The organism is Comamonas humi (genome assembly GCF_054782535.1).
Genome location: NZ_BAAGSH010000018.1, coordinates 316,182 through 337,336, shown reverse-complemented (window position 1 = coordinate 337,336; position 21,155 = coordinate 316,182). Strand labels below are relative to the sequence as shown.

Genomic DNA, 21,155 nt, shown 5'->3' with positions numbered 1-21,155 from the left:
GTTACGGCATGGTGGATGGGTTTGTGTGTGCGATCAAGAAGCTTGGTTGGGGCATGGGCTGGTTTGCTGATGGCAAACCGGGACAATGTGGCTTTCATTTTCAATCCCATCCCGGTATTGCCATGAAGATGATGCTCGCTGTCTTATTGCTCTCAGTATTGGCAGCCACCACGCATGCAGCCAACTATCCCTATAGTGGACGAAAAGGCGGGGTGGCACATTGTGCCGGGGAACGATTTGTATGCAATGACGGTTCTATCAGTGCAAGCCAGCGCAACTGCCAAGCGGAGTTGGGGGGTGGTGCGCCGCGAATGCTGCTATCGCCGGCGCCTACAAATAGGCTCAGTGCCGGCTCGGATGGAGGATGCTCTTGCCGCCAGGGGAGAGTTTGCACCGGACCACGGGGTGGACAATACTGCATAAGCGACACAGGTAATAAGAGCTACGTCAGGAAATAAGTGATGGAGTTCGTGCTGAGAAAATTAGAAAGAAACGGGGGATGAAAATGATTTTTCGATCAATACTGGGATTGATCTTGGCGTTTGGCTTGTTTTCAGGCGAGGCCTGGGCTTTCAAGCTGAATCCATGCATGCGAGTTCTTACCATAACAGATGGCAGTCCGTCGCAGGAGCCAGTTTGGAAGGGGAACCCATGTGCGATCGCAGATGCTCAGTTGCAACTGGCAGTGCATGAGCATATGACGCTGGCCACCATCCATACGTATGGGGCCCCGGTTCATTGGTCACGCAATAAATTCGATCCCACTGGCCGACTCGCGTACAACTATTCGTCGGTGCATCCCTGGTCAATGAGAGACGGTGTCTGGCACCATACGCTGGCTTTGATGCAGGGAACATGGTGGAACGACGATCCGCTCATGTACCTTTGGGGCAGTGGGCTGGACTTTACCAAGGGGGCATATAAATTCAAGCAGGTATTTGATATAGGCGAGCGATCGCACTATCAAGGTGATGTGGAGAATTGCGACGTGAGAAGAGAGCAGCATTTGCCGCGATGGTCGCATTTTGGATCTCTGCAGCATCTGCATTTCATGTCGACGTTGGACCAAAACCATACGGCGAAAGAGCGGGTGGAGCAAACGACCGCGAATGCCATGGTGTGGATGGAGTTTGCCTACAAGGTTGCCATTGGGGAAATCAGGCCGACGGATCCTCTCACCCCTGAGGATGAGGAGCGTCTACGATTGCCCTCCATTGCCAAGAACCTCTGTCTGAGCAATCCCGCCAACGTCAAGGTGCGCTCGCTCCTGGCCAGAGTGGGGCCCAGTGACGCAGCTTCTCTGGCGTATCGCAACCAAATCACTCCGGATGTGGCGCTGGGAACCATGCTGCATATACTTCAGGATTCATTTTCTCCTGCACATACGTGTCGAGTACGGCAGGATGCAGATGGCATGGTGAAAGCCGTTCTTTATGATGCCTACAATTACAATGAGCAGAATCACAAAGAACATGGGCAGAAGGATAAATTCCCCTCATGGTTCAAACCTTTGATCACTCAGGGTACGCATGTCTATGGCAATAGTCCCGTGGTCGTTGGCGCTTGGCTGATCGGTGCTGTGGACCAGAAGCTGGATTGGCAGGTGGTGTATTCGCATCTGATGGAAACTGCCTTCTCGGTAGGGCGCGATACGAAAATACCGATGTCCATGTGTTTGCAGTAGCCGCTTGGGCCAAACATCGATGGTGGCGAGTGCTTGTCGAGCGGCCTTCCATTCCGTTCCCACCGAAAGTGCCGCCCAGGCGTCAGTGCTTCCCGCCGCGCTGTTCTACACTGCCGCGCAATGGCTGGACATGGCGCTCGTCCATGGCGTGCCGAATTTCCTGGAGAACCCTGTGATGAATGTTTCCGAAGCCATGCTCGCACGCCGCTCGGTGCGCGCCTTTTTGCCCCGTGTGCCTACCAAGGAGCAGGTACAAGGCCTGATGGCCGATGCCGCGCAGGCAGCGGCGTCAGGCGGCAATGTGCAGCCCTGGCGCGTGGTGGCGTTGACGGGCGAGCCGCTGCAGGAGTTCATCGATGCCGTGGCGCAGTCGGTGCCGGGCGACGATCTGCCGGCCAGCGCATCCTACCCGTCCAGCCTGTGGGATCCGTACCGCAGCCGCCGCTACAAGAACGGCGAGGATCTGTACCGCACCATCGACATCCCGCGCGACAACAGGGCCGCGCGCCTGGAGCAGGTGGCGAAGAACGGCCGCTTCTTTGGCGCGCCGGTGGGGCTGATCGTGCTGGTGGACGAGCGCATGGTGCATCCGCAGTGGGTGGATTTGGGCATCTACCTGCAGTCATTCATGCTGCTGGCCACCGAGCGCGGCATGGCCACCTGTGCGCAGGGCTACTGGCGCCGCTTTGGCGATGCGGTGGAGCGCACGCTGAAGGTGCCCGAGCCGTACCGCGTGGCCTTCGGCATTGCGCTGGGCTACGAGGACCTGGAGGCGCCGATCAACGCGCTGCGCTCCGACCGCGCGCCGTGGGAAGAGTGGGCGCAGATGCGCGGCTTCTAAAGAGGCCGGCCAGCAAAAAGCAGCGCCGTGGCGCTGCTTTTTTCATGGGCGCGGTGCCCGGGGCTACTTCCACAGCGGGCACTGGGCCTCGGCCTTGGTGGCAAAGACCTGGTCGCCGGGCAGGGCCTTCACGAGCTTGAAGAAATCGTGCCGGCCCTTGGATTCCTGCGGTGTCTTCACCTGCAGCAAGTACATGTCGTGCACATAGCGGCCGTTGGGCTGGATCATGCCCTTGCCGAACATGTCGTCGAGCGGCTGCGACTTGAGCGCGGCCATGACCTTGTCGGCATCCAGGCTCTGGATGCGCTCGGCGGTCTTGAGGTAGGTCATGACCGAGGAGTAGTCCGAAGCGTGCAGCGAGGTGGGCATCTTCTTGGTGCGGGCGTAGTAGCGGTCGGTCCACTTGCGGGCGTCGGGCGTGCGGTCCCAGTACCAGCTGTCGGTGAACATCAGGCCGCCGGCCTGCTTGAGGCCCAGGCTTTCCACCTCGTTGGCGAAGACCATCAGCGCCACGGCCTTCATCTTGGGGGTGATGCCGAATTCCTTGGCGGCCTTGAGCGAGTTCATGAAGTCACCGCCCGCGTTGGCCAGGCCCAGGATCTCGGCCTTGGTGGCCTGCACTTGCACCAGGTAGGACGAGAAGTCGCTGGCATGGAAGGGCGCACGGATGGACTTGATGACCTGGCCGCCGCCGGCGGTGACCACCTTGGTCAGGTCGGCCTCGAGCGTGTGGCCGAAGGTGTAGTCAGCCGTGAGCAGGGCCCAGGTCTTGCCGCCTTGCTCCAGCACGGCGCGGCCGGTGCCGCGGGCAATCGCGGTGGTGTCGGAGTTGTAGTGCACCCAGTAGGGCGAGCATTTGTCGCCGGTGAGCCCCGACGAGTACGCGCCATTGATGAGCATCACGCGCTTCTTCTCGTTGGCCACCTGGCCCATGGCCAGTGTGGTGGCGGTGTTGGTGCCGGCGATCAGCAGTTGCACGTCCTGCTGGTCCACCCATTCGCGCGACTTGGTGGAGGCGATGTCGGCCTTGTTCTGGTGGTCGGCCGTGATCAGCTCGATGGGCCGGCCCAGGAGCTTGCCGCCAAAATCCTCGATCGCCATCTGGATGGCAGCGACGCCGCCCTTGCCGTCGCCGTCGGAATACTGGCTGGACATGTCGGTCAGGAAGCCCAGGCGCACGGGTTCCTGCGCATGGGCCAGGCCGGCGGCGCCAAGCGCGGCCAGCGCGAGGGCGGCAAGAGGGGTTCGGGTGAAGGCGAAAGGCATGCAGAAGGCTCCTTGTGCAGTGTTGTATGTGCCACGGCAAGCCTACTGCTAAAAAAATCGATAGCGCAAGAGAGAAAACCTGCAAGGGCCGGGGCGCGTAAACATGCTCCGGGCGCTTGTGACACTCCTGCGCTGCCGACACCCCCGGACTGCTGGCATACCGGCGCAGCCTGGGTGGTGTCAGCGGGTCAGAGGCGGGCCATCAGGGTGCGCCGACTTGCTGGCTGGCCTGCTCGAAAGCGCGCAGGCGTGCGTCCTGCTCGGCGCTTTCTGCCTTGGAGGGCGCGGACGACTCTGCGGGCGCCGATCTCAGGAATCCCACCGACGTTCCCTTGTCATCCCGGATGCGCTTGGCCAGCGAGACGCCGAGGAAATTGCCGCTGCGGTCGTACACGCTGCCCTCTCCATCGTGGATGGCCCACGGGAATGAATGGGCGCGCACAATCGCATCGCCGCTGAAGATGGCGCAGAACGTGGTTCCTGCCAGACCGCCGGAGGTTTTCTGTTCGCAACCGATGGAAAAGTCTTTGGTCCACACCGTGCCCGATCCATCGGGGGTGGCCGGGCCCGTCTCGCTCAGCGGGGCCCATTCCACAAAGTCATAGGCCGAGGTCTTGCCAACGCTCGTCAACACCCAGGTGCCGAGCAGGCTCTCCGGCCTGCCGGGGGCATAGCCGAATTCGAAGCGCGACATGGCCACTTCCGTCTCGCCCGGCAGCTTGATCGTGCCCTTGGTGGCGCTGCTGAAGTTGAGGATCGCATCGCCCACCGACGCACTCTCGGTGGCCGAGCGGTCGCCGCTGCCCAGGTAGCGCCCGCCCTGGTATTGCTTGAGCGGCACCACGGCCATGGAGGCCGCCATGTTGGAGCTGCTGCCCATGTAGAAGGTCGGCTGGCCGTTCTTGTCGTAGGCGTAGATCTGCATCACCACCGTGCCGTTCTGCACGTCGATGGCCAAACCCCGGCCCGGCTTGCCGTTCAATTCCTGGTCGATGACCCAGGTCCCCGCCAAAGGCGTGAAGGCCTGTGCAGACATGCACGCTACGGCTCCCAATGCAGCCAACCACTTCATTTTCATTACGTCTCCTTCATAAAGAATTTACGTAACAAGTCTATCCAATTGTTGGATTTGAAAGAATGACAAATCCGATAGTTGAAACATATTTGCACTTGACAGGCATGAAAATTCCGGGTGGTTATGGCCCACCAGGGTTGCCAGGATGGGCGAGGGCAGGGGCTGCGCCTAGTGAAAATCGCGGCTGCGCGTCCACAGCCCGTCCAGCCAGGGGCTCAGGTCGGTGAGGCGGCGGGCGATGAGGTTGCAGGCATGGCCTTCGCGCTGCCAGCGGCCGTCCACCAGCAGCAGCTGCGACTGCACCAGCGCGGCGCGCTGGGTGTCGCGGATCTTTGGCCAGCAGATGACCTGGACCACACCGGTCTCGTCCTCGAGGCTGACGAAGACCGTGCCCTTGGCGGTGCCGGGCTGCTGGCGCAGCATGACGATGCCGCAGCAGCGCACCCAGTGGCCGTCGGGCACCTGGCGCAGGCTGGCGGCGGTGTGCACGTGCCGCTGCGCCAGCCGGGGCCGCAGCAGCGCCAGCGGGTGGCGGCGCAGCGTGAGGCCGAGGGCGGCGTAGTCCCAGTGGATGTCCTCGCCCTCGGGTGCGGGCGGCAGCTCGAACAAGTTTTCCTCGATGGGCGCGGCTTGCAGCAGCGCGGACGGGCGCTCGTGGCCGGTGGCCTGCCAGAGCTGGTTGCGGCGGTGGCCCTCGAGGCTGGCCAGCGCATCGGCGGCGGCCAGCAGCCTGAGCTCGCGCTGCGGCAGCCGGGCGCGCAGGGCCAGGTCCTGGGTACTATCGAAAAGCATAGCTGCTCGCGCTTGTACGATGCGCGCTGCAGCCGATTTTGGCAATTGATCCACCAGGCGCAGGCCCAGGCGCACCGCGGGCCTGGCCGACGGCGAATGCCGGTCCGGCAGGTCTTCTAGCGTGCAATCGATGTCGCTGCACAGCACGTCCACCGGCCGCACTTCGACGCCATGGCGGCGCGCATCCTGCACCAGCTGGCTGGCGCTGTAGAAGCCCAGCGGCTGGCTGTTGAGCATGGCGGCCAGAAACTCGGCCGGGTGGTGGCGCTTGAGCCAGCAGCTGTAGTAGACGAGGATGGCGAAGCTGGCCGCATGGCTCTCGGGAAAGCCGTAGCTGGCGAAGCCCTTGATCTGCTCGAAGATCGATTCGGCAAATTTGAGGGGGTAATGGTTGGCCAGCATGCCGTCGATGAGCTTTTGCCGGAAAGGGGCCAGATCGCCGTGGCGCTTCCACGCGGCCATGGCGCGGCGCAGCTGGTCGGCTTCTCCGGGCGTGAAATTGGCGGCCAGCATGGCGATCTGCATCACCTGCTCCTGGAAGATGGGCACGCCCAGCGTGCGCTTCAAGGCAGGCTTGAGGTCGTCGTTTTCGTAATGGATCGGCTCCAGCCCTTGGCGGCGGCGCAGGTAGGGGTGGACCATGCCGCCCTGGATGGGGCCGGGCCGCACGATGGCCACCTGCACCACCAGGTCGTAGTAGCTGCGGGGGCGCAGGCGCGGCAGCATGCTCATCTGCGCACGGCTTTCGACCTGGAAGGTGCCCAGGGTGTCGGCCTCGCAGATCATGTCGTAGGTGGCCGGGTCTTCTGGCGGTATGTCCTGCAGCGCCAGCGCTTCGCCGCGGCTCTGGTTGACCAGGGCCAGAGCCTTGCGCAGCGCGGTCAGCATGCCCAGCGAGAGAACGTCCACCTTCAGCAGGCCCATGGCGTCGAGGTCGTCCTTGTCCCATTCGATGACGGTGCGCTTGTCCATGGCCGCGCGCTCGACCGGCACCATGCGCGACAGCGGCCCGCGCGTGAGCACGAAGCCCCCCACGTGCTGCGACAAATGGCGCGGAAAACCGATGAGCGCCTGCGTCAGCTCCTGCAGCTGGCGTACGGCCAGGTCGTCCGGGTGCAGGCCGGCGCCGGCCAGCGCCTCGGCGGCAATGGCGTCGCCATCCCACCAGTAGCGGCTCTTGCACAGCTGGTCGATCGCGGCGGGCGCAAAGCCCAGCGCCTTGCCCACGTCGCGGATGGCGGACTTGCTGCGGTAGCTGATGACCACGGCGGTGAGCGCGGCGCGGTGGCGGCCGTATTTCTCGTAGAGATACTGAATGACTTCCTCGCGCCGCTCGTGCTCGAAGTCGATGTCGATGTCCGGCGGTTCGTCGCGCTCCTTGCTGAGAAAGCGCTCGAACAGCAAGGTGGTCTGCGCAGGATTAACCTCGGTCACGCCCAGGCAGTAGCAGACCACCGAGTTCGCGGCCGAGCCCCGGCCCTGGCACAGGATGCGCTGGCTGCGCGCGAAGTGCACGATGTCGTACACCGTCAGGAAGTAGTGCTCGTAGCGCAGCTCGGCGATCAGCCCGAGCTCTTTTTCGAGGCGTTCCTGCATCTCGGCGTTGATGCCGCCACTCCAGCGCCGGGCCGCGCCTTCGTAGGTGACGCGGCGCAGGTAGGCGATGGGTGTCTCGCCCGCGGGCACGACCTCGTCGGGGTACTGGTAGCGCAGTTCGTCCAGCGAGAAATGGCAATGGCTGGCCACCACCAGGGTCTGGGCCAGCAGCTCGGGCGGGTAGAGCTGCGCCAGCCGCAGCCGGTGGCGCAGGTGCAGTTCGGCATTGGGCTGCAGCGCATGGCCGCAGGCGCTGAGGGGCTGGCCGGTGCGTGTGGCGGTGAGCACGTCCTGCAGCGGCTTGCGCGAACGCACGTGCATGTGCACGTCGCCCGCCGCCACCAGCGGAATGCCCTCGGGCTCGCCCATGCACTGCAGGCGGGCCAGCCACATCTCGTCGTCGAGCCGGCAGGCCTGGTGCGCGGCAATCCAGCAGCGCTGGCCGAACAGCGCACGCATCCAGCGGGCCAGGGACTGCAGTTGCGCGTCGCTGCTGCCGGCATCGCGGTCGGGGGCGACGAGCACCACGCAATCCTCGAATGCTCTTTTTTGTATAGCTGCTTGCGCAAGCTGATATTGGCCTTTAGGCGATTTTCTTCTTAACTTGGTGATCAGCGCGCACAGGTTGCCGTAGCCGCGCAGGTTGCAGGCCAGCGCCACCAGCGTGAAGGGCGCACCGCCGCAGACCGGCCGCACCGCGAACTGCGTGCCCACCAGCAGCGGCAGTTGGTGCTCCTTGGCCGCCACATGGGCGCGCACCACGCCAGCCATCGAGCATTCGTCGGTCAGCGCCAGCGCCTGATAGCCCTGCTGGGCGGCGCGCGCCACCAGCTCGTGCGGATGGCTGGCGCCGCGCAGAAAGCTGAAGTTGCTCAGGCACCAGAGTTCGGCGTAGGCGGGGAGGATGTCAGCCATGGCGGCGCCTCAGGCGAAGATGCCGTGCAGGAACCAGGCGCCTTGCTCGCCCTCCAGCCGGGTCTGGTAGATCCACAGCAGGCCCGCATGCGCACTGGCGGCGATCCAGTAGTCGCGCACGGCGTTGTGCGCGGTCTGCTGCGCCGGCTCGCCGGGCAGGGCAAAGTCTGGGCTGCGGTGCCACCAGCCGCCTTCCAGCCGCTGCGGACCCACCACCAGCTGCAGCGGGCCCTGGTACAGGGGAAGGCCCTGCTTGTCTTGCGCCAGCGGCAGCGGCTGCTCCAGCAGAAAGCTGGGCTGGGCCGAGGTGGGCAGCGGCGCCTCGGCCGCCGGCAGCGGCTCGCCCGCCGGCTGCCAGCGCGCCTGCCATTCGGGGCGGTGGTCGTCGTACAGCACTGGGCGCAGCACCTGGCTGGCGCCCAGCCGGGCGGCGATGCGCTCCAGCACCTGGGGCAGGTTTTCGTGGCGCCGGGCGGGGTCGGGCAGCAGGTCGGCGGCGCTTTCCGCAAGCGGCTGCGGCTCGGGGGCGAGCAGCTCCAGCTCGATCACCGGGGCCTCGAGCACCACATGGGCCAGGTGCTCTTGCAGCAGGCGCTGCAGGTGGTCGAACTGCCGGGTGGATGCGGCGGTGCGGATGCCGAGTTCGCCGCCGGCCGCGGCGGCGCTGCTGCGCAGCGCATCGTGGCGCCAGCGCAGCGTGAATTGGGTGACACCCGCGCGGTGCGCTGCCAGCCAGCCGCACATCTGGCGCAGCAGCAGCCCGGCGCCGTGCAGGATGTGCGCGGTGGTGTCGGCGCGGTGGAGCAGCTCCAGCCGTGCATGGAACTGCGCGGGCAGCGCGATCCAGTCGTGGGCCTCGGGCTGCAGGCCATAGGCCTGGTCCAGCGCCACCAGCAGCGCCTTGCCGAAGCGGCGCACCACGCCGCTGCGCGGCAGCGCGCGCACCTGCCCCAGCGTGGCGCAGCCCAGGCGTGCCAGCGTGGGCGCATGGGCTTGCGTGGCGTCGAGCGCCGACAAGGGCAGCGCATCCAGCAGCTGCGCCAGCGGCTGGGCAAACCCATTGCGCTGGCCGCAGCGCGCCAGCGCCATCGCCGCCAGGCTGGTGGGCGCCCAGGCCAATGCCTGCACGCCCAGCAGCTCGCTTTCGGCGCGGATGCGGGCCGCCAGCGCCCGCGTGCCGCCGAACAGGCGCGCGGAGGCGGACAGTTCCATCACGACGGCTCCAGGCACCAGTGCGACGCGCGGCGTAGCGACGCGCGGCGTGAACTGCAGGCACCACCAGGCCAGGCCCTGCGAGGGCTGGCTGGTGGCGTCGCCGCCCTCAGTGCCAGGCGGGCTCGGCGGCGGCGGGAGCAGGGCTGCCCAGAGCAGGGACGGCATGCGGAACCTTGCGGGGAAAAGTGTCGGGCGGCGCCAGGCGCCCGCTGTAATGCAGCATGCGGGGCGTGAGCAGCCCCGTCAGCGCGGGCGGCACGGCGGGCAGACGCAGGGCTTCGTCCAGCGCCGGGCCGCGGCGCTTGAGGATGCGCACCTGCAAGGCCCAGTCCGGCGCGTGTGCCACCTGCAGGCGCAGCGGCGCGGCCGTGGCCGCATGGCAGGCCAGGGCGGGGCGCACCAGGAAGACCAGCCCGTCGAAGCGGTGCGCGGCGATCTGCAGGCGGCGGATCTGCTCGGGCCGCGCCTCGCGCAGCCAGGCGACGACGGCGCCCGCCGCATTGGCGTTGATGAGCTGCTCGGTGGCCCAGAGCAGGTCCGCCGCGCAGGCCGGGTTCACCCAGACCAGCTGGCGGGCCGCGATGCCCGATTGCGCCAGGCCCGGGGCATGCGGCGGATGCGGCGCGCCCAGCACGGCGATGGGCAGGTCCGGGCTGCCGGCCTGCAGCGCGTGCGCGGTCAGGCGCCACTCCACCGTACCCCACTGCTGCGGCAGCAGCTCGGTCAGCCCGTGCGTGGGCCAGCCGCCGCCCGGCAGGGCCTGGTCCAGCGCCGGCCAGCCCGTGGGGATGGCGCTGATCCGCGACTGCGCCATGCCCGCGCCCGGCCAGACGGCGGCGGCCACCGACGGCGGCAGCCGGGCGTGGGCCTGTGCGGCAGGAGAGGTGGCGTGGTGGTGTGGCATGGCGAATGCTGTTTATATATACAGTATGCATCAAAAGCCCATTAACACCAATATGGCGGCCCGGCTCTGGGTTATTTCCCGGCTTTGACAGATCGGCGCTGCACCCCTACATTGCGCGGCGTGTGCTTCATTGTTGTTCAATGCGAGGCGCCCCACTTGGAGAGCGGCAACAGCTCTCACGATCCGTCGAGGATTGCATGATTACCTTGAACGTAAATGGGCGCTCGCGCCGTCTGGATGTGGCGGCGGACACGCCGTTGCTGTGGGTTCTGCGGGACTACCTGGGTTTCACTGGCACCAAGTTCGGTTGCGGAGCGGGCCTGTGCGGCGCCTGCACGGTGCATGTGGACGGCAAGGCCCTGCGCTCGTGCATCACCCCCGTGTCTGCCGTGGCCAAGGGCCGCATCACAACCATCGAAGGGCTGTCCAGCGACAACTCCCACCCCGTGCAGCAGGCCTGGATCGCCGAGCAGGTGCCGCAGTGCGGCTACTGCCAGTCCGGCATGCTCATGGCCGCGGCCGCGCTGCTCAAGGACAAGCCCCAGCCCAGCAAGGCCGACATCGCCGAGGCCATGACCAATGTGTGCCGCTGCGGCACCTATCCCCGGGTGGAGCGCGCCATTTTGCGCGCCTCCAAGGCTTGAGGAGGGCGCCATCATGCAAGCATTGCAAGTGGATCGCCGCGACTTCCTCAAGGCCGGTGGTGCGGCCGCCAGCCTGGTGCTGGGCTTCAAGATGCCGATTGCCGCGGCCAAGGGCCAGCCGGCTCGCGACCCGGACGACGTCAACGCCTGGCTGCGCATCGCGCCCGACGGCACGGTCACCATCATGGTGCCCTCGGCCGAGATCGGGCAGGGCGTCTACACCTCGGCGCCCATGCTGATCGCCGAGGAGCTGGAATGCGACTGGCGCCAGGTGCGCGCGCAGATCGCGCCCACCGACCCGGTCTATGCCAACCGCATGTTCAAGGTGCAGGCCACGGCCAGCAGCACCTCGTCGCGCTGGTCCTTCGAGCCGCTGCGCCGCATTGGTGCCGCCGCGCGCCTGATGCTGGTGGAGGCCGCCGCGCGCGAGTGGCAGGTCAATGCCGCCGAATGCACCGCCGTGCGCGGCCGCGTGCTGCATGGCGCCAGCGGCCGCAGCCTGGGCTATGGCGAGCTGGCGCCCAGGGCCGCTCAGCTGCCCCGGCCCGACGTGGCCAAGATCGCGCTCAAGGCCAAGCCCGAATGGCAGCTTATCGGCCAGCCGGTGCAGCGGCTGGACATTCCGCTCAAGACCAATGGCAGCGCGGTCTTCGGCGTGGATGTGAAAGTGCCCGGCATGCTCATAGGCACGGTGGCTGCCTGCCCGGTGCGGGGCGGCAAGCTCAAGTCTTTCGACGGCAAGCCCGCGCTGGCGGTCAAGGGCGTGCACAAGGTTGTGCCTTTGGCCGGCAGTGCCGTGGCCGTGCTGGGCGAAAGCTACTGGCCGGCCAAGCAGGGTCTGGCCAAGCTGCAGCTCGACTGGCAACTGCCCGAAGGCCCGCTGGTGGACAGCAAGGCCATGCTGGCCCAGTTGCGCAGCGCCGCGGCGCAGACCGATACCGTGGCCAAGCGCAATGGCGACCCTGAGGCCGCGCTGCGCCAGAGCGCACAGCGCGTGGAGGCCGAGTACGAGGTACCGTACCTGGCCCATGCGACCATGGAGCCCATCAACGCCACCGCCGACGTGCGCGCCGACCGCGCCGAGATCTGGGGCCCCACCCAGGTCTGCGGCGAGATCGCCGAGCGCCTGGCGCCACACCTGGGGCTGCCCGCCGAGCGCATCACCGTGCACTCCACCTTCGTGGGCGGGGGCTTCGGGCGGCGCGAGGAGTTCGACATCTTCATCCAGGCGGCGCTGGCCTCTCAGGCTGCCAAGCGCCCGGTCAAGCTGATCTGGTCGCGCGAGGAAGACATCCAGCAGGACTTCTACCGGCCTGCGGCCGCCGCACGCTTTGCGGCCGTGCTGGGCGAGGGCGGCAGCGTGCAGGCGCTGGAGGCCCGGCTGGCCTGCTCGTCCATCTACATCCGCAACTTTCCCGACCGGGTGAAGAACGGCGTGGACCCGAAATCCGTGGAAGGCGTGGTGGACGTTCCCTATGCGCTGCCGCATTTCGGCGTGCGCTACGCCATGGTCAACAGCGCCATACCGGCGGGCTTCTGGCGCGGCGTGGGCTATACGCAGAACTGCTTCTTCTTCGAGAGCTTTGTCGACGAGCTGGCCCACCAGGCCAAGCGCGATCCGCTGGACTTTCGCCTGGCGCTGCTCAAGGACCAGCCCCGCCATGCCGAACTGCTGCGGCGCCTGGCCGGCCGCGCGGGCTGGGGGAAAGCAAGCTCGGGCCGCCACCTGGGCCTGGCCTTGTCCGAGGCCTGGGGCTCGATCTGCGGCACGGCGGTGGAGCTGTCGGTGCAGGACAAACGCATCACCATCCACCGCGTGGTCTGCGCCGTGGACTGCGGCACCGTCATCAACCCGGCCACGGTGCAGCGCCAACTGGAGGGTGCGACCATCTGGGGCCTGACGGCCGCGGCCTTCGGCGAGATCGGTATCGAGCAGGGCAAGGTGCTGCAGTCCAACTTCCACGACTACCCCATGCTGCACCTGGCGCAGACGCCGCCCATCGAGACCGAGTTGATCGAGAGCGGCGCGAAGATCGGCGGCGTGGGCGAATCGGGCGTGCCGCCGCTGGCGCCGGCGCTGGCCAATGCGCTGTTCGCCGCCACGGGCGAGCGGCTGCGTTCGCTGCCGCTGTCGCGCCATGGCTATGCGCTGGCCTAGGGCCTGTTCACCTAAAAATGGGAGTGCGAAGGATGAATGCCGGGATGCAGTGCTAGACGCGGTGCCCAGCTCATAGCCGTAGCTATGGGCTGGGTAGCGCAACACCGCGATCCGCCGGGGCCGCCCAGGTCGGCATTCGTCCTTCCCTGCGGGTTGCCCCGCCGTGGGGCGCCTGCTTTGTCGCCCGGTATTCCCCATAGCTACGGCTATGGGGAATACCGGGCTTCGCGCATTCATCCCCACGGCGGGGCAACGCATCTCCCAGTTTTAGGTGAACAGGCCCTAGGATTTAGGTTCCGGCATCAGCGACGAGTGGTGGCTGATGATCAGCCACTGCGCGCCGTCCCAGCGGTAGGCGTAGGTGTAGCGGGCCTGCGCCACCGCCCCGGTCTTGGCGAAGCGGAAGGTGTAGAGGCCGGAATCGACGGCCATGTTGCAGCCGATGTCGATGTGGCGCTGGGTGACGGTGCCCGACGGGCGGTTTTCCAGGAAGTGGTGGAAATACTCCGCCCGCTCCTGCGCCGTCACGCGCGGCTGGTTGGACAGCGTGGCCAGCAGGATGGAGCGGGGCGCGTAGTTGGCCCCGACCCTCTGCGGATCACCCGTTTGCAGCGATGCATTCCAGCGGTCGAACAGCGCGGCGATCTCGGGCTCGGAAACCGCCTGGCAACGGGGCGGCGCGGCCGCCGCGCCATCGCCCTGTTGGCCATACTGCGCGGCGCAGCCGCCCAGGGCCAGGAAGGCTGCGGCCAGGGTCAATCCTCGGAGGGCTGGCATGGTGGGCTCCTTGGTGTTTCTGGTGTGTGGGCACACCAGAATAGCTCAGGGGAGCGCGTAATCGAAATCGTAAAAATGTTGGCCATCCTCGATGCGGATAGCCATCGTGCCGCGCAGGCCGGCCAGCTCGCCGGTGCCTGAATCCGCCACCACTTCGAGCACCAGCCGGGGCTGGCCGCGGTCCATGGTGCCGAAATGCTGAAGCACGAAGCTGCCGCTGCGCCCGGCCAGCGTGCCGCGCACCTGCTCCATGGCCACGTAGCCGGCCGAGCCCTGGACCGGCGTGCCGGCGCTGAGCATCTCGCCCTGGCTGGCGCCTTCCAGCTCGCCATGGAACTGTTTGTCGATGGACATGCGGCCGAGGCCGATGCCATCGCTGCCCTGCGCGTGGGTGGCCAGCGGGCGCAGCTGTACCTTGAAGGTGCCGGTGATCCAGGGCATGGTCAGCGCTTCTGCAGGCTCTGGATGATGCTGGAGAAGTCCAGCGCGCCGCTGCCGCTCATGGAATGCATGGCATACAGCGCGCGCGCCATGCCGCCCAGCGGCGTGCTGGCCTTCACGGCCAGAGCGCTTTCTTGCGACAGGCCCAGGTCCTTGAGCATCAGGTCGGTGCCGAAGCCGCCGGTGTAGCCGCGCGTGGCGGCGGAGTTCTCCTGCACGCCGGGGCAGGGGTTGTAGACCTCGAGTGCCCAGTTGCCGCCCGAGCTGCGGCGCATGATCTCGGACAGCACCTTGGGGTCCAGCCCATTGGCCACGCCCAGCGCGATGGCCTCGCTGGTGCCGATCATCAGGATGCCGAGCAGCATGTTGTTGCAGATCTTGGCGGTCTGGCCCGCGCCCACGTCGCCGGCATGGAAGATGTTCTTGCCCATCTTCTCGAGCAGCGGGCGCGCGCGCTCCAGGTCGGCTGTCTTGCCGCCGACCATGAAGGTGAGAGTACCGGCGATGGCGCCGCCGGTGCCGCCCGAGACGGGCGCGTCGATGAAGGCGATGCCGGTGGGCTCGGCCGCGCGGGCCACCATCTGGCTGGTGGCGGCGGCGATGGTCGAGCAGTCGATGACCAGCGCGCCTTCGGCGATGTTGGCCAGCAGGCCGGTCTGGCTGGCGGTGCCCAGGTACAGGTCCTTCACATGCTGGCTGGCGGGCAGCATGGAGATGACGACCTCGGCGCCTTGCACGGCATCCTGCGCGCTGGCCGCGATCTGCGCGCCCTCGGCGGCGACCTTGGCGCAGGCGTCCTTGGACAGGTCGAAGGCCTTGACCTGGTGGCCGGCCTTGCACAGGTTGATGGCCATGGGCGCGCCCATGTTGCCCAGGCCGATGAATGCGATTTGCATGTGCTTGTCTCCCGTCGGTATGAAAAGGTTGGTCCTGAATTGATAGCTGCTAGCGCTTTTCCATAAAGCGCTGGAGGCCAATTTTGCTTGAAATCTAGTCCGTGATCTCCGCGCCCCGCTCGGCGAGCAGGCTGCGCAGGATGCTGCGGTGGCAGCGCGCCTCGTTCTCGCAGTAGCAGCCCACCGAGAACGCGGCCTGGCGCGACAGCGCGGCCAGCACATCGAGGGTGCGGCTGGCCGGCGCTTCGGCCAGCTGCCTGCGGAACAACTTGTCGAACTGCTTCCACAGCTTGTCGGCCTCGGCGGCCTGGCCCTGGTCCTGCAGGTGGTGCGATTCCAGCGCCAGCTTCATGGTGTCCACCTCGGGCGACAGCTCGGGGTACCACACGTCGTAGTAGTCGCGGCTGGCGAATTCGGCCTTGGGCACACCGCGCGGCGGGCGGCGCACGGTGCCTATGCGCAGGCCTTCATGGGGGTTGCGCGGGGTGCCGAGTCGAACGATGCGGATGGGCATGGCAAGAGGTCTCCTACAGATCGCTGTCGAATACGCTGTGGCGCTTGCGGCCGGCGGCGGTTTTGGGTGCGGCCGCGGTCTTGGCGGCCGCCTTGCGCCGTGGCGATGCCTTGGCGCGCGGGTTGTAGGCCAGGGCCTCGTGGAGCCAGAACTGCCAGTGCTCGCGCGTGGCAAAGCCGTTGGGCTCCACCCAGAAATAGCCCTGCATGCCGCCGTCGGGCGAGAGCTCGCGGGTGTTCTGCATCTCCAGGAACTCCTGGTGCCGCTCGGGCGGCAGGCGTACCAGCAGCTCGCCATGCTTGACGCCCAGGCACAGCTTGCCGTCCACGAAGAAGCAGTAGCTGCCGAACAGCGTGCGCTCCTCCACGTCGCCGCGCGCGGCCAGCGCCTCGCGCAGCGCGTCGATGAGCAGCAGGGTGTCGGGGGACAGGGGCTTGGCGGGCATGGCAGGCTCAGCGGATGGCGTCGGGCGCGTCGCCTTCCAGCATACGCCGCGCGATGATGACGCGCATGATCTCGTTCGTGCCTTCGAGGATCTGGTGCACGCGCGCGTCGCGCATCAGCCGCTCCAGCGGGTACTCGCGGATGTAGCCGTAGCCGCCATGCAGCTGCAGCGCCTCGTTGCAGACCATGAAGCCGGCGTCGGTCGCAAAGCGCTTGGCCATGGCGCAGTAGGTGGAGGCGTCGCGCGCGCCGGCGTCGAGCTTGGTGGCGGCCAGGCGCACCATCTGGCGCGCGGCGACCAGCTCGGTCGCCATGTCGGCCAGCTTGAACTGCAGCGCCTGGAAGCTGGCGATGGCCTTGCCGAACTGCTTGCGCTCCTGCATGTACTGCTGGGCCTGGGTCAGCGCGCCCTGCGCGGCGCCCACCGAGCAGGTGGCGATGTTGATGCGCCCGCCGTCCAGCCCCTTCATGGCGATCTTGAAGCCTTCGCCCTCGCGGCCCAGCAAGTTGCGCGCGGGAATGCGCACGTTGTCGAAGTTGATGACGCGGGTGGGCTGGCTGTTCCAGCCCATCTTCTCTTCCTTCTTGCCATAGCTCACGCCCTCGGCCGTGGCCGGCACGGCAAAGGCGCTGATGCCGCCGGCGCCCGAGCCCGCATCGCCGGTGCGCGCCATCAGCACCAGCACGTCGGTGCTGCCCGCGCCGCTGATGAAGGCCTTGGCGCCGTTGATCACATACTCGTTGCCCACCAGCTCGGCCCGGGTCTTGAGCGAGGCGGCGTCCGAGCCCGCGCCGGGCTCGGTCAGGCAATAGCTGGCGAGCTTGCGCCCGCTGGTCAGCGCCTCGCCCCATTCGGCGCACACCTCGTCGCCGCCCCAGGTGCCGAGCATCCAGGTGGCCATGTTGTGGATGGTGATGAAGGCCGTGGTGCTGGGGTCGACCGCGGCCATTTCCTCGAAGACCAGGGTGGCGTCAAGCCGGGGCAGCTGCAGGCCGCCTATGCGCTCGGGCGCATACAGGCCGCAGAAGCCCAGCTCGCCGGCCTTGGCGATGGCCTCGCGCGGAAAGAGGCCGGCGCGGTCCCACTCGGCGGCGTGCGGCGCCAGCTCGGCCTGGGCGAAGGCGCGGGCGGTGTCGGCGAAGGCGTGCTGATCTTGGGTCAGTTCAAAGTCCATGGTGTCTCTCCTTTGTTGTTCTGATTGGCTTCAAAGGCTTATGGGTAAAGCGCTGATAGCTATGGAATGCATAGTCATTGCGGCGCACCGCGCTGCGGCCATTGCCGAAGCACGCCGTCGCGGGCCTGGGTTTGCCGGACCAGGCATTCGTGGTAGCGGCGCGGCCAGTCGGGCTGGGCCTCGAAGGCGGCCTGCGCCTGCTTGCAGTGCTGGATGCGGTGGCGCGTCCATTCGCCCTGGTCCTTGCGCAGCGCGGTGCGCTGCGGCGCGGCCAGGCTGCGCATCACGTCGCCGTAGAGGATCTGGTGGTTGGCGTCGGCCTGCTGAAAATCCTTGACGGCGCAGGCATTGGTCTGCTGCACCGTGCCATCGGGCACACAGGCTGCTCCTGCCTGGGCCTGTGCCGCCGGGCTGAAGATTACTGCAAAAATAATAGCTGCTAGCGCACATTCATTAATGGTTGTAACGCAATTTGGCTTGAAATTCCGATGGCGTGGAGCCATGAGTCCCTCATCGCCGCCGGCCAGGCAGGTGGGGCGCGAATGGGGGCAACGATGGGTTTTGCGGCTCATGGCTTGGCTCCGGCGCTGGCCAGGGGCCGCCAGTCGCTTCGGTAGACCTTCACCCGTTCCAGTCCTCGGCGGAAATGGCAGATGGCCTGATCTTCCTGCTCGTGGGCATAGCCGTTGAGCCGGCAGCTTTGCTCGCCTTCCTCCAGCCAGCGCTTCTGCTCGGCATGGAGCCTCTCGGCCTGCAGCTCGGGCAGGTCCAGCGCCGTGGAGATATAGAGCACATGCACACCGTATTCGATGGTGGCCCGCTGCTGCTGGAAGCAGGCCAGCGTGCCTTTTTGCGCGTCGGTGCAGTTCAGCCCGTCTTTGGGCGGGTACTGGGCGGGCGGCTGCAGGCTTTCGAGCAGCTCGGCGCGCTGCAGGGCCATCTTGCTGCGGCATTGCGCGGCGCGGGCCTGGGCATTGCTGTCGGCTGCAGTCTTGTCCGTGGGCGTGCATTCCTGGTCGCGGCGCCGGGCCCAGTCGCGCTGCTGGGCCTGCAGTTGCGCGCTTCGTTCGGGCGGCATCAGGGCATCGAGCTTTTTCAGGCTGCGCTCCAGCGCAGTGTCGGCAGCGACGGCTTGCCCGTCAGCTTTTTCCTGCGCTGCCGCACTGACTGCTGCCAGGCAAAGTAGAACTGCGCCCATCCTCCTGCTGCGAAACCATGGTGGTAGTTGGCGGTCGGGAGGCGGGCGCAGTCGCATGTCTGGTGCTTACTTCAGGCTGATGGTGGTGTTGACGCCGTGGCTGGTCGTATCGTCGTCGAACCAGCGTTCGGTCACGGTCTTGGTCTGAGTGTAGAACAGCACCACCTGCTTGCCGTAGGGGCCCAGGTCGCCGAGCTTGGAGGCGCGGCTGCCGGTGAACGAGAACAGCGGCACCGGCACGGGGATCGGCACGTTGATGCCGACCTGGCCCACGTCGATGTCCTCCTGGAACTTGCGCGCCGCCGCGCCCGACTGCGTGAACAGGGCCGTGCCGTTGCCGTTGGGGTTGCGGTTGATGAACTCGATCGCCTGGTCCAGGTCGTCGGCGGCCACCAGGCACAGCACGGGGCCGAAGATTTCCTGCTCGTAGATGCTCATGCCGGGCTTGACGCCGCTGAACACCGTCGGGCCGACGAAGTTGCCCTTCTCGTAGCCGGCGGCCACTTGGGGCTTGCGGCCGTCGAGCTCCAGCGTGGCGCCATCGGCAATGCCGCGCTCGATCAGACCCTCGACGCGCGACAGCGCCGCGCATGAGACCAGCGGGCCGACGTCGGTGCCGGGCTCCGTGCCGCCGCTGACCTTGAGCGTCTTGGACTTGGCCACCAGCTCGGGAATCCACTTCTGGGCCTCGCCCACCAGCACGGCCACCGACACGGCCATGCAGCGCTGGCCCGCGGCACCGAAGGCGGCGCCGAGCAGGGCGTTGAGCGACTGCTCCTTGTTCGCATCGGGCATGACGATGGCGTGGTTCTTGGCGCCCATCATGCATTGCACGCGCTTGCCGGCCAGGCTGGCGCGGTTGTAGACGTGGGTGCCGACCTTGGTCGAGCCCACGAAGCTGATGGCCTTGATGTCCGGGTGGTCGCAGATGGCGTTGACCACGTCCTCGCCGCCGTGGATGACGTTGAGCACGCCGGGCGGCACGCCGGCTTCGAGCGCCAGCTCGCACAGGCGCATGGTGACCATCGGGTCCTGCTCGGAGGGCTTGAGGATGAAGGTGTTGCCGGTGGCGATCGCCATGGGGAACATCCACAGCGGAATCATCGCCGGGAAGTTGAACGGCGTGATGCCCGCACACACGCCCAGCGGCTGCAGCACCGAGTAGGTGTCCACGCCGTTGGCCACGTTGTTGGCCAGCTCGCCCAGCTGCAGGTTGCCGATGCCGGCGGCATGCTCCACCACCTCGAGGCCGCGGAACACGTCGCCCTCGGCGTCGGGCAGGGTCTTGCCCTGTTCGGCCGTCAGGATCGCGGCCAGCTCCTTCATGTTCTCGCGGATCAGCTGCTGCAGCTTGAGGAAGATGCGGGCGCGGGCACCGATGGGCGTCTTGCGCCAGGTCTTGAACGCTTCCTTGGCGTTGGCGACGGCGGCATTCACCTCGTCGGGCGTGGCGAAGGGCACGCGGGCCAGCACTTCCTGCGTGGCGGGGTTGACGAGGTCGCGCCATTGCGTGGTCTGCGATTCGACCAGTTGGCCGTTGATGAGCAGCTTGACGGTGGGGGCGAGCACGCCGGAAGGGGTTGCAGCGTTCATGGGTATCTCCTGGGGTTTTGGATGGATCGCACCATGGTATTTGTGCAAAAACCCCATGACAATAGACAATGCTGCAGAAAATATCTGCATATTTGCACAATACGACACGGAGGCTGGATTGGACTGGGATCATCTGCGCTATTTCTGGGCCCTGGTGCAGGCAGGCACGCTGGTGGGGGCGGCCAAGCGCCTGGGGGTCGAGCACACCACCGTATCGCGGCGCATCCAGGCGCTGGAAAAGCAGATGGGCGCCACGCTGTTCACCCGCGAGGGCAGCGGCTACAAGCTCACCGACGCAGGCCGCCAGCTGCAGCCCCAGGCCGAGGCCATGGACGCCATCGTGCGCGGCATCTCCAGCGCCGCACCGCAGGACCCGGGCCAGCCCAGCGGCGTGGTGCGCATCGGCGTGACCGAGGGCTTCGGCACACAGATCCTGGCGCGCCACCTGGCGCTGCTGAGCATGCGCCACCCGCAGCTCACCATCGACCTGTTGGCGGTGCCGCGCATGTTCCATCTGTCGCGGCGCGAGGCGGACATCGTGATCTCGCTGGACCGCCCGGCGCGCGACACCGTGGTCACCAGCAAGCTCACCGACTACAGCCTGTACCTGTACGGCCAGCGCGAATACCTGGCGCGCCAGCCCCTGGTGCAGGCGATAGGCGATCTGGCCGGGCACAGCTTCGTCAACTACGTGGACGACCAGCTCTTCACCCGCGAGCTGCAGCTGCTGGAGACGCTGTGCAACCCGCAGCGCTACAGCTTCCGCAGCACCAGCGTCCTCGCGCAATACACTGCCGTGCGCGCTGGCGCGGGGCTGGGGGTGCTGCCGGCCTTCCTGGCCGACAAGGACCCGCTGCTGCAGCGCGTGCTGCCCGAGCAGGCGCGCTTCACCCGCACCTTCTGGATGTCGATGCCGCCCGAACTGCGCTCGGCCACCCGCGTGCAGACCGTGTGGCGCTTCATCCAGGCGGTGGTGCAGGAGCAGGCAGGGGATTTGCTGAGGTGATGGGGTTGGTTTGCATGGTAG

20 protein-coding genes are annotated in these 21,155 nt (G+C 66.8%); 6 read left to right on the top strand and 14 right to left on the bottom strand.

The genetic code is table 11. The annotated features are described in order from the left end of the window. The first annotated feature begins 8 nt into the window (after positions 1–8). The 3 genes from ACYVKR_RS19640 (at position 9) to ACYVKR_RS19630 (ending at position 2,525) form a co-directional block, all read left to right on the top strand. The gene (locus ACYVKR_RS19640) at positions 9–458 is read left to right on the top strand and encodes a YdcA family protein (protein ID WP_460482643.1); all 450 of its coding nucleotides are present in this window, start codon (positions 9–11) and stop codon (positions 456–458) included. Positions 459–499: 41 nt separating this feature from the next. Next, positions 500–1,684, top strand: a complete 1,185-nt coding sequence (locus ACYVKR_RS19635) for a hypothetical protein (protein ID WP_460482642.1) — start codon at positions 500–502, stop codon at positions 1,682–1,684. Between the two features lie 175 nt (positions 1,685–1,859). Beyond that, positions 1,860–2,525 (top strand): nitroreductase, encoded by a 666-nt coding sequence (locus ACYVKR_RS19630; protein ID WP_460482641.1) that lies wholly within the window; start codon positions 1,860–1,862, stop codon positions 2,523–2,525. Positions 2,526–2,588: 63 nt separating this feature from the next. Here the strand turns inward: ACYVKR_RS19630 and ACYVKR_RS19625 are convergent, their stop codons facing one another. From ACYVKR_RS19625 to imuA, 5 genes are all read right to left on the bottom strand, one after another. Continuing rightward, entirely contained in the window at positions 2,589–3,791 is a 1,203-nt protein-coding gene (locus ACYVKR_RS19625) for an ABC transporter substrate-binding protein (protein ID WP_460482640.1), read from the bottom strand. A gap of 202 nt (positions 3,792–3,993) precedes the next feature. Next, positions 3,994–4,827, bottom strand: coding sequence for a hypothetical protein (locus ACYVKR_RS19620; RefSeq protein ID WP_460482639.1), 834 nt, complete (start codon positions 4,825–4,827; stop codon positions 3,994–3,996). Between the two features lie 207 nt (positions 4,828–5,034). Next, the gene (locus tag ACYVKR_RS19615; protein ID WP_460482638.1) at positions 5,035–8,169 is read right to left on the bottom strand and encodes an error-prone DNA polymerase; all 3,135 of its coding nucleotides are present in this window, start codon (positions 8,167–8,169) and stop codon (positions 5,035–5,037) included. Positions 8,170–8,178: 9 nt separating this feature from the next. After that, positions 8,179–9,549, bottom strand: a complete 1,371-nt coding sequence (locus tag ACYVKR_RS19610; protein WP_460482637.1) for a Y-family DNA polymerase — start codon at positions 9,547–9,549, stop codon at positions 8,179–8,181. Continuing rightward, positions 9,491–10,288, bottom strand: a complete 798-nt coding sequence (gene imuA, locus ACYVKR_RS19605) for a translesion DNA synthesis-associated protein ImuA (protein WP_460482636.1) — start codon at positions 10,286–10,288, stop codon at positions 9,491–9,493. Before imuA ends, ACYVKR_RS19610 begins: the two co-directional genes overlap by 59 nt. A gap of 200 nt (positions 10,289–10,488) precedes the next feature. Here imuA and ACYVKR_RS19600 point away from each other — a divergent pair, with 200 nt between their 5' ends. Together ACYVKR_RS19600 and ACYVKR_RS19595 are read left to right on the top strand one after the other, a co-directional pair. Further along, positions 10,489–10,932: a (2Fe-2S)-binding protein gene (locus tag ACYVKR_RS19600; protein WP_460482762.1), complete on the top strand. Its 444-nt coding sequence runs from the start codon at positions 10,489–10,491 to the stop codon at positions 10,930–10,932. A gap of 13 nt (positions 10,933–10,945) precedes the next feature. Continuing rightward, complete coding sequence (locus ACYVKR_RS19595) at positions 10,946–13,090, top strand: xanthine dehydrogenase family protein molybdopterin-binding subunit (RefSeq protein WP_460482635.1); 2,145 nt, start codon at positions 10,946–10,948, stop codon at positions 13,088–13,090. Between the two features lie 282 nt (positions 13,091–13,372). On the opposite strand, the gene ACYVKR_RS19590 is transcribed toward ACYVKR_RS19595, so the two are convergent. The 9 genes from ACYVKR_RS19590 to ACYVKR_RS19550 all read right to left on the bottom strand — a co-directional run bounded on the left by ACYVKR_RS19590 (position 13,373) and on the right by ACYVKR_RS19550 (position 20,128). Further along, a complete protein-coding gene (locus tag ACYVKR_RS19590) occupies positions 13,373–13,867 on the bottom strand; it encodes a DUF4440 domain-containing protein (protein WP_460482634.1) in 495 nt (164 codons plus the stop codon). 45 nt (positions 13,868–13,912) lie between these two features. Continuing rightward, positions 13,913–14,308 (bottom strand): DUF3224 domain-containing protein, encoded by a 396-nt coding sequence (locus ACYVKR_RS19585; RefSeq protein WP_460482633.1) that lies wholly within the window; start codon positions 14,306–14,308, stop codon positions 13,913–13,915. A gap of 2 nt (positions 14,309–14,310) precedes the next feature. Further along, positions 14,311–15,204 carry an HIBADH family dehydrogenase gene (gene mmsB, locus ACYVKR_RS19580; protein WP_460482632.1) on the bottom strand — a complete coding sequence of 298 codons (894 nt, stop codon included), beginning with the start codon at positions 15,202–15,204 and terminating at the stop codon, positions 14,311–14,313. Between the two features lie 94 nt (positions 15,205–15,298). Then, positions 15,299–15,718: a DUF488 domain-containing protein gene (locus tag ACYVKR_RS19575; protein WP_460482631.1), complete on the bottom strand. Its 420-nt coding sequence runs from the start codon at positions 15,716–15,718 to the stop codon at positions 15,299–15,301. Positions 15,719–15,731: 13 nt separating this feature from the next. After that, positions 15,732–16,163 carry a TfoX/Sxy family protein gene (locus ACYVKR_RS19570; RefSeq protein ID WP_460482630.1) on the bottom strand — a complete coding sequence of 144 codons (432 nt, stop codon included), beginning with the start codon at positions 16,161–16,163 and terminating at the stop codon, positions 15,732–15,734. Positions 16,164–16,170: 7 nt separating this feature from the next. Further along, positions 16,171–17,337 carry an acyl-CoA dehydrogenase family protein gene (locus tag ACYVKR_RS19565; protein WP_460482629.1) on the bottom strand — a complete coding sequence of 389 codons (1,167 nt, stop codon included), beginning with the start codon at positions 17,335–17,337 and terminating at the stop codon, positions 16,171–16,173. Positions 17,338–17,411: 74 nt separating this feature from the next. Continuing rightward, entirely contained in the window at positions 17,412–17,714 is a 303-nt protein-coding gene (locus ACYVKR_RS19560; protein ID WP_460482628.1) for a lysozyme inhibitor LprI family protein, read from the bottom strand. Positions 17,715–17,905: 191 nt separating this feature from the next. Continuing rightward, on the bottom strand, positions 17,906–18,535 hold the full coding sequence (locus tag ACYVKR_RS19555) for a lysozyme inhibitor LprI family protein (RefSeq protein WP_460482627.1): 630 nt from the start codon (positions 18,533–18,535) through the stop codon (positions 17,906–17,908). 66 nt (positions 18,536–18,601) lie between these two features. Further along, positions 18,602–20,128: a CoA-acylating methylmalonate-semialdehyde dehydrogenase gene (locus ACYVKR_RS19550; protein ID WP_460482626.1), complete on the bottom strand. Its 1,527-nt coding sequence runs from the start codon at positions 20,126–20,128 to the stop codon at positions 18,602–18,604. 118 nt (positions 20,129–20,246) lie between these two features. Between ACYVKR_RS19550 and ACYVKR_RS19545 the strand changes: the two genes are divergently transcribed. Beyond that, the gene (locus ACYVKR_RS19545; protein ID WP_460482625.1) at positions 20,247–21,134 is read left to right on the top strand and encodes a LysR family transcriptional regulator; all 888 of its coding nucleotides are present in this window, start codon (positions 20,247–20,249) and stop codon (positions 21,132–21,134) included. Positions 21,135–21,155: the final 21 nt, after the last annotated feature.

What these genes read in the sequence shown, in the direction of transcription:
- ACYVKR_RS19590 (WP_460482634.1), bottom strand. Translation starts at nt 13,867, where the DNA reads ATGCCAGCCCTCCGAGGATTGACCCTGGCCGCAGCCTTCCTGGCCCTG.
- ACYVKR_RS19630 (WP_460482641.1), top strand. Translation starts at nt 1,860, where the DNA reads ATGAATGTTTCCGAAGCCATGCTCGCACGCCGCTCGGTGCGCGCCTTT.
- ACYVKR_RS19625 (WP_460482640.1), bottom strand. Translation starts at nt 3,791, where the DNA reads ATGCCTTTCGCCTTCACCCGAACCCCTCTTGCCGCCCTCGCGCTGGCC.
- ACYVKR_RS19620 (WP_460482639.1), bottom strand. Translation starts at nt 4,827, where the DNA reads ATGTCTGCACAGGCCTTCACGCCTTTGGCGGGGACCTGGGTCATCGAC.
- mmsB (WP_460482632.1), bottom strand. Translation starts at nt 15,204, where the DNA reads ATGCAAATCGCATTCATCGGCCTGGGCAACATGGGCGCGCCCATGGCC.
- ACYVKR_RS19610 (WP_460482637.1), bottom strand. Translation starts at nt 9,549, where the DNA reads ATGCCGTCCCTGCTCTGGGCAGCCCTGCTCCCGCCGCCGCCGAGCCCG.
- ACYVKR_RS19595 (WP_460482635.1), top strand. Translation starts at nt 10,946, where the DNA reads ATGCAAGCATTGCAAGTGGATCGCCGCGACTTCCTCAAGGCCGGTGGT.
- ACYVKR_RS19640 (WP_460482643.1), top strand. Translation starts at nt 9, where the DNA reads ATGGTGGATGGGTTTGTGTGTGCGATCAAGAAGCTTGGTTGGGGCATG.
- ACYVKR_RS19575 (WP_460482631.1), bottom strand. Translation starts at nt 15,718, where the DNA reads ATGCCCATCCGCATCGTTCGACTCGGCACCCCGCGCAACCCCCATGAA.
- imuA (WP_460482636.1), bottom strand. Translation starts at nt 10,288, where the DNA reads ATGCCACACCACCACGCCACCTCTCCTGCCGCACAGGCCCACGCCCGG.
- ACYVKR_RS19550 (WP_460482626.1), bottom strand. Translation starts at nt 20,128, where the DNA reads ATGAACGCTGCAACCCCTTCCGGCGTGCTCGCCCCCACCGTCAAGCTG.
- ACYVKR_RS19565 (WP_460482629.1), bottom strand. Translation starts at nt 17,337, where the DNA reads ATGGACTTTGAACTGACCCAAGATCAGCACGCCTTCGCCGACACCGCC.
- ACYVKR_RS19615 (WP_460482638.1), bottom strand. Translation starts at nt 8,169, where the DNA reads ATGGCTGACATCCTCCCCGCCTACGCCGAACTCTGGTGCCTGAGCAAC.
- ACYVKR_RS19585 (WP_460482633.1), bottom strand. Translation starts at nt 14,308, where the DNA reads ATGCCCTGGATCACCGGCACCTTCAAGGTACAGCTGCGCCCGCTGGCC.
- ACYVKR_RS19635 (WP_460482642.1), top strand. Translation starts at nt 500, where the DNA reads ATGAAAATGATTTTTCGATCAATACTGGGATTGATCTTGGCGTTTGGC.
- ACYVKR_RS19570 (WP_460482630.1), bottom strand. Translation starts at nt 16,163, where the DNA reads ATGCCCGCCAAGCCCCTGTCCCCCGACACCCTGCTGCTCATCGACGCG.
- ACYVKR_RS19555 (WP_460482627.1), bottom strand. Translation starts at nt 18,535, where the DNA reads ATGGGCGCAGTTCTACTTTGCCTGGCAGCAGTCAGTGCGGCAGCGCAG.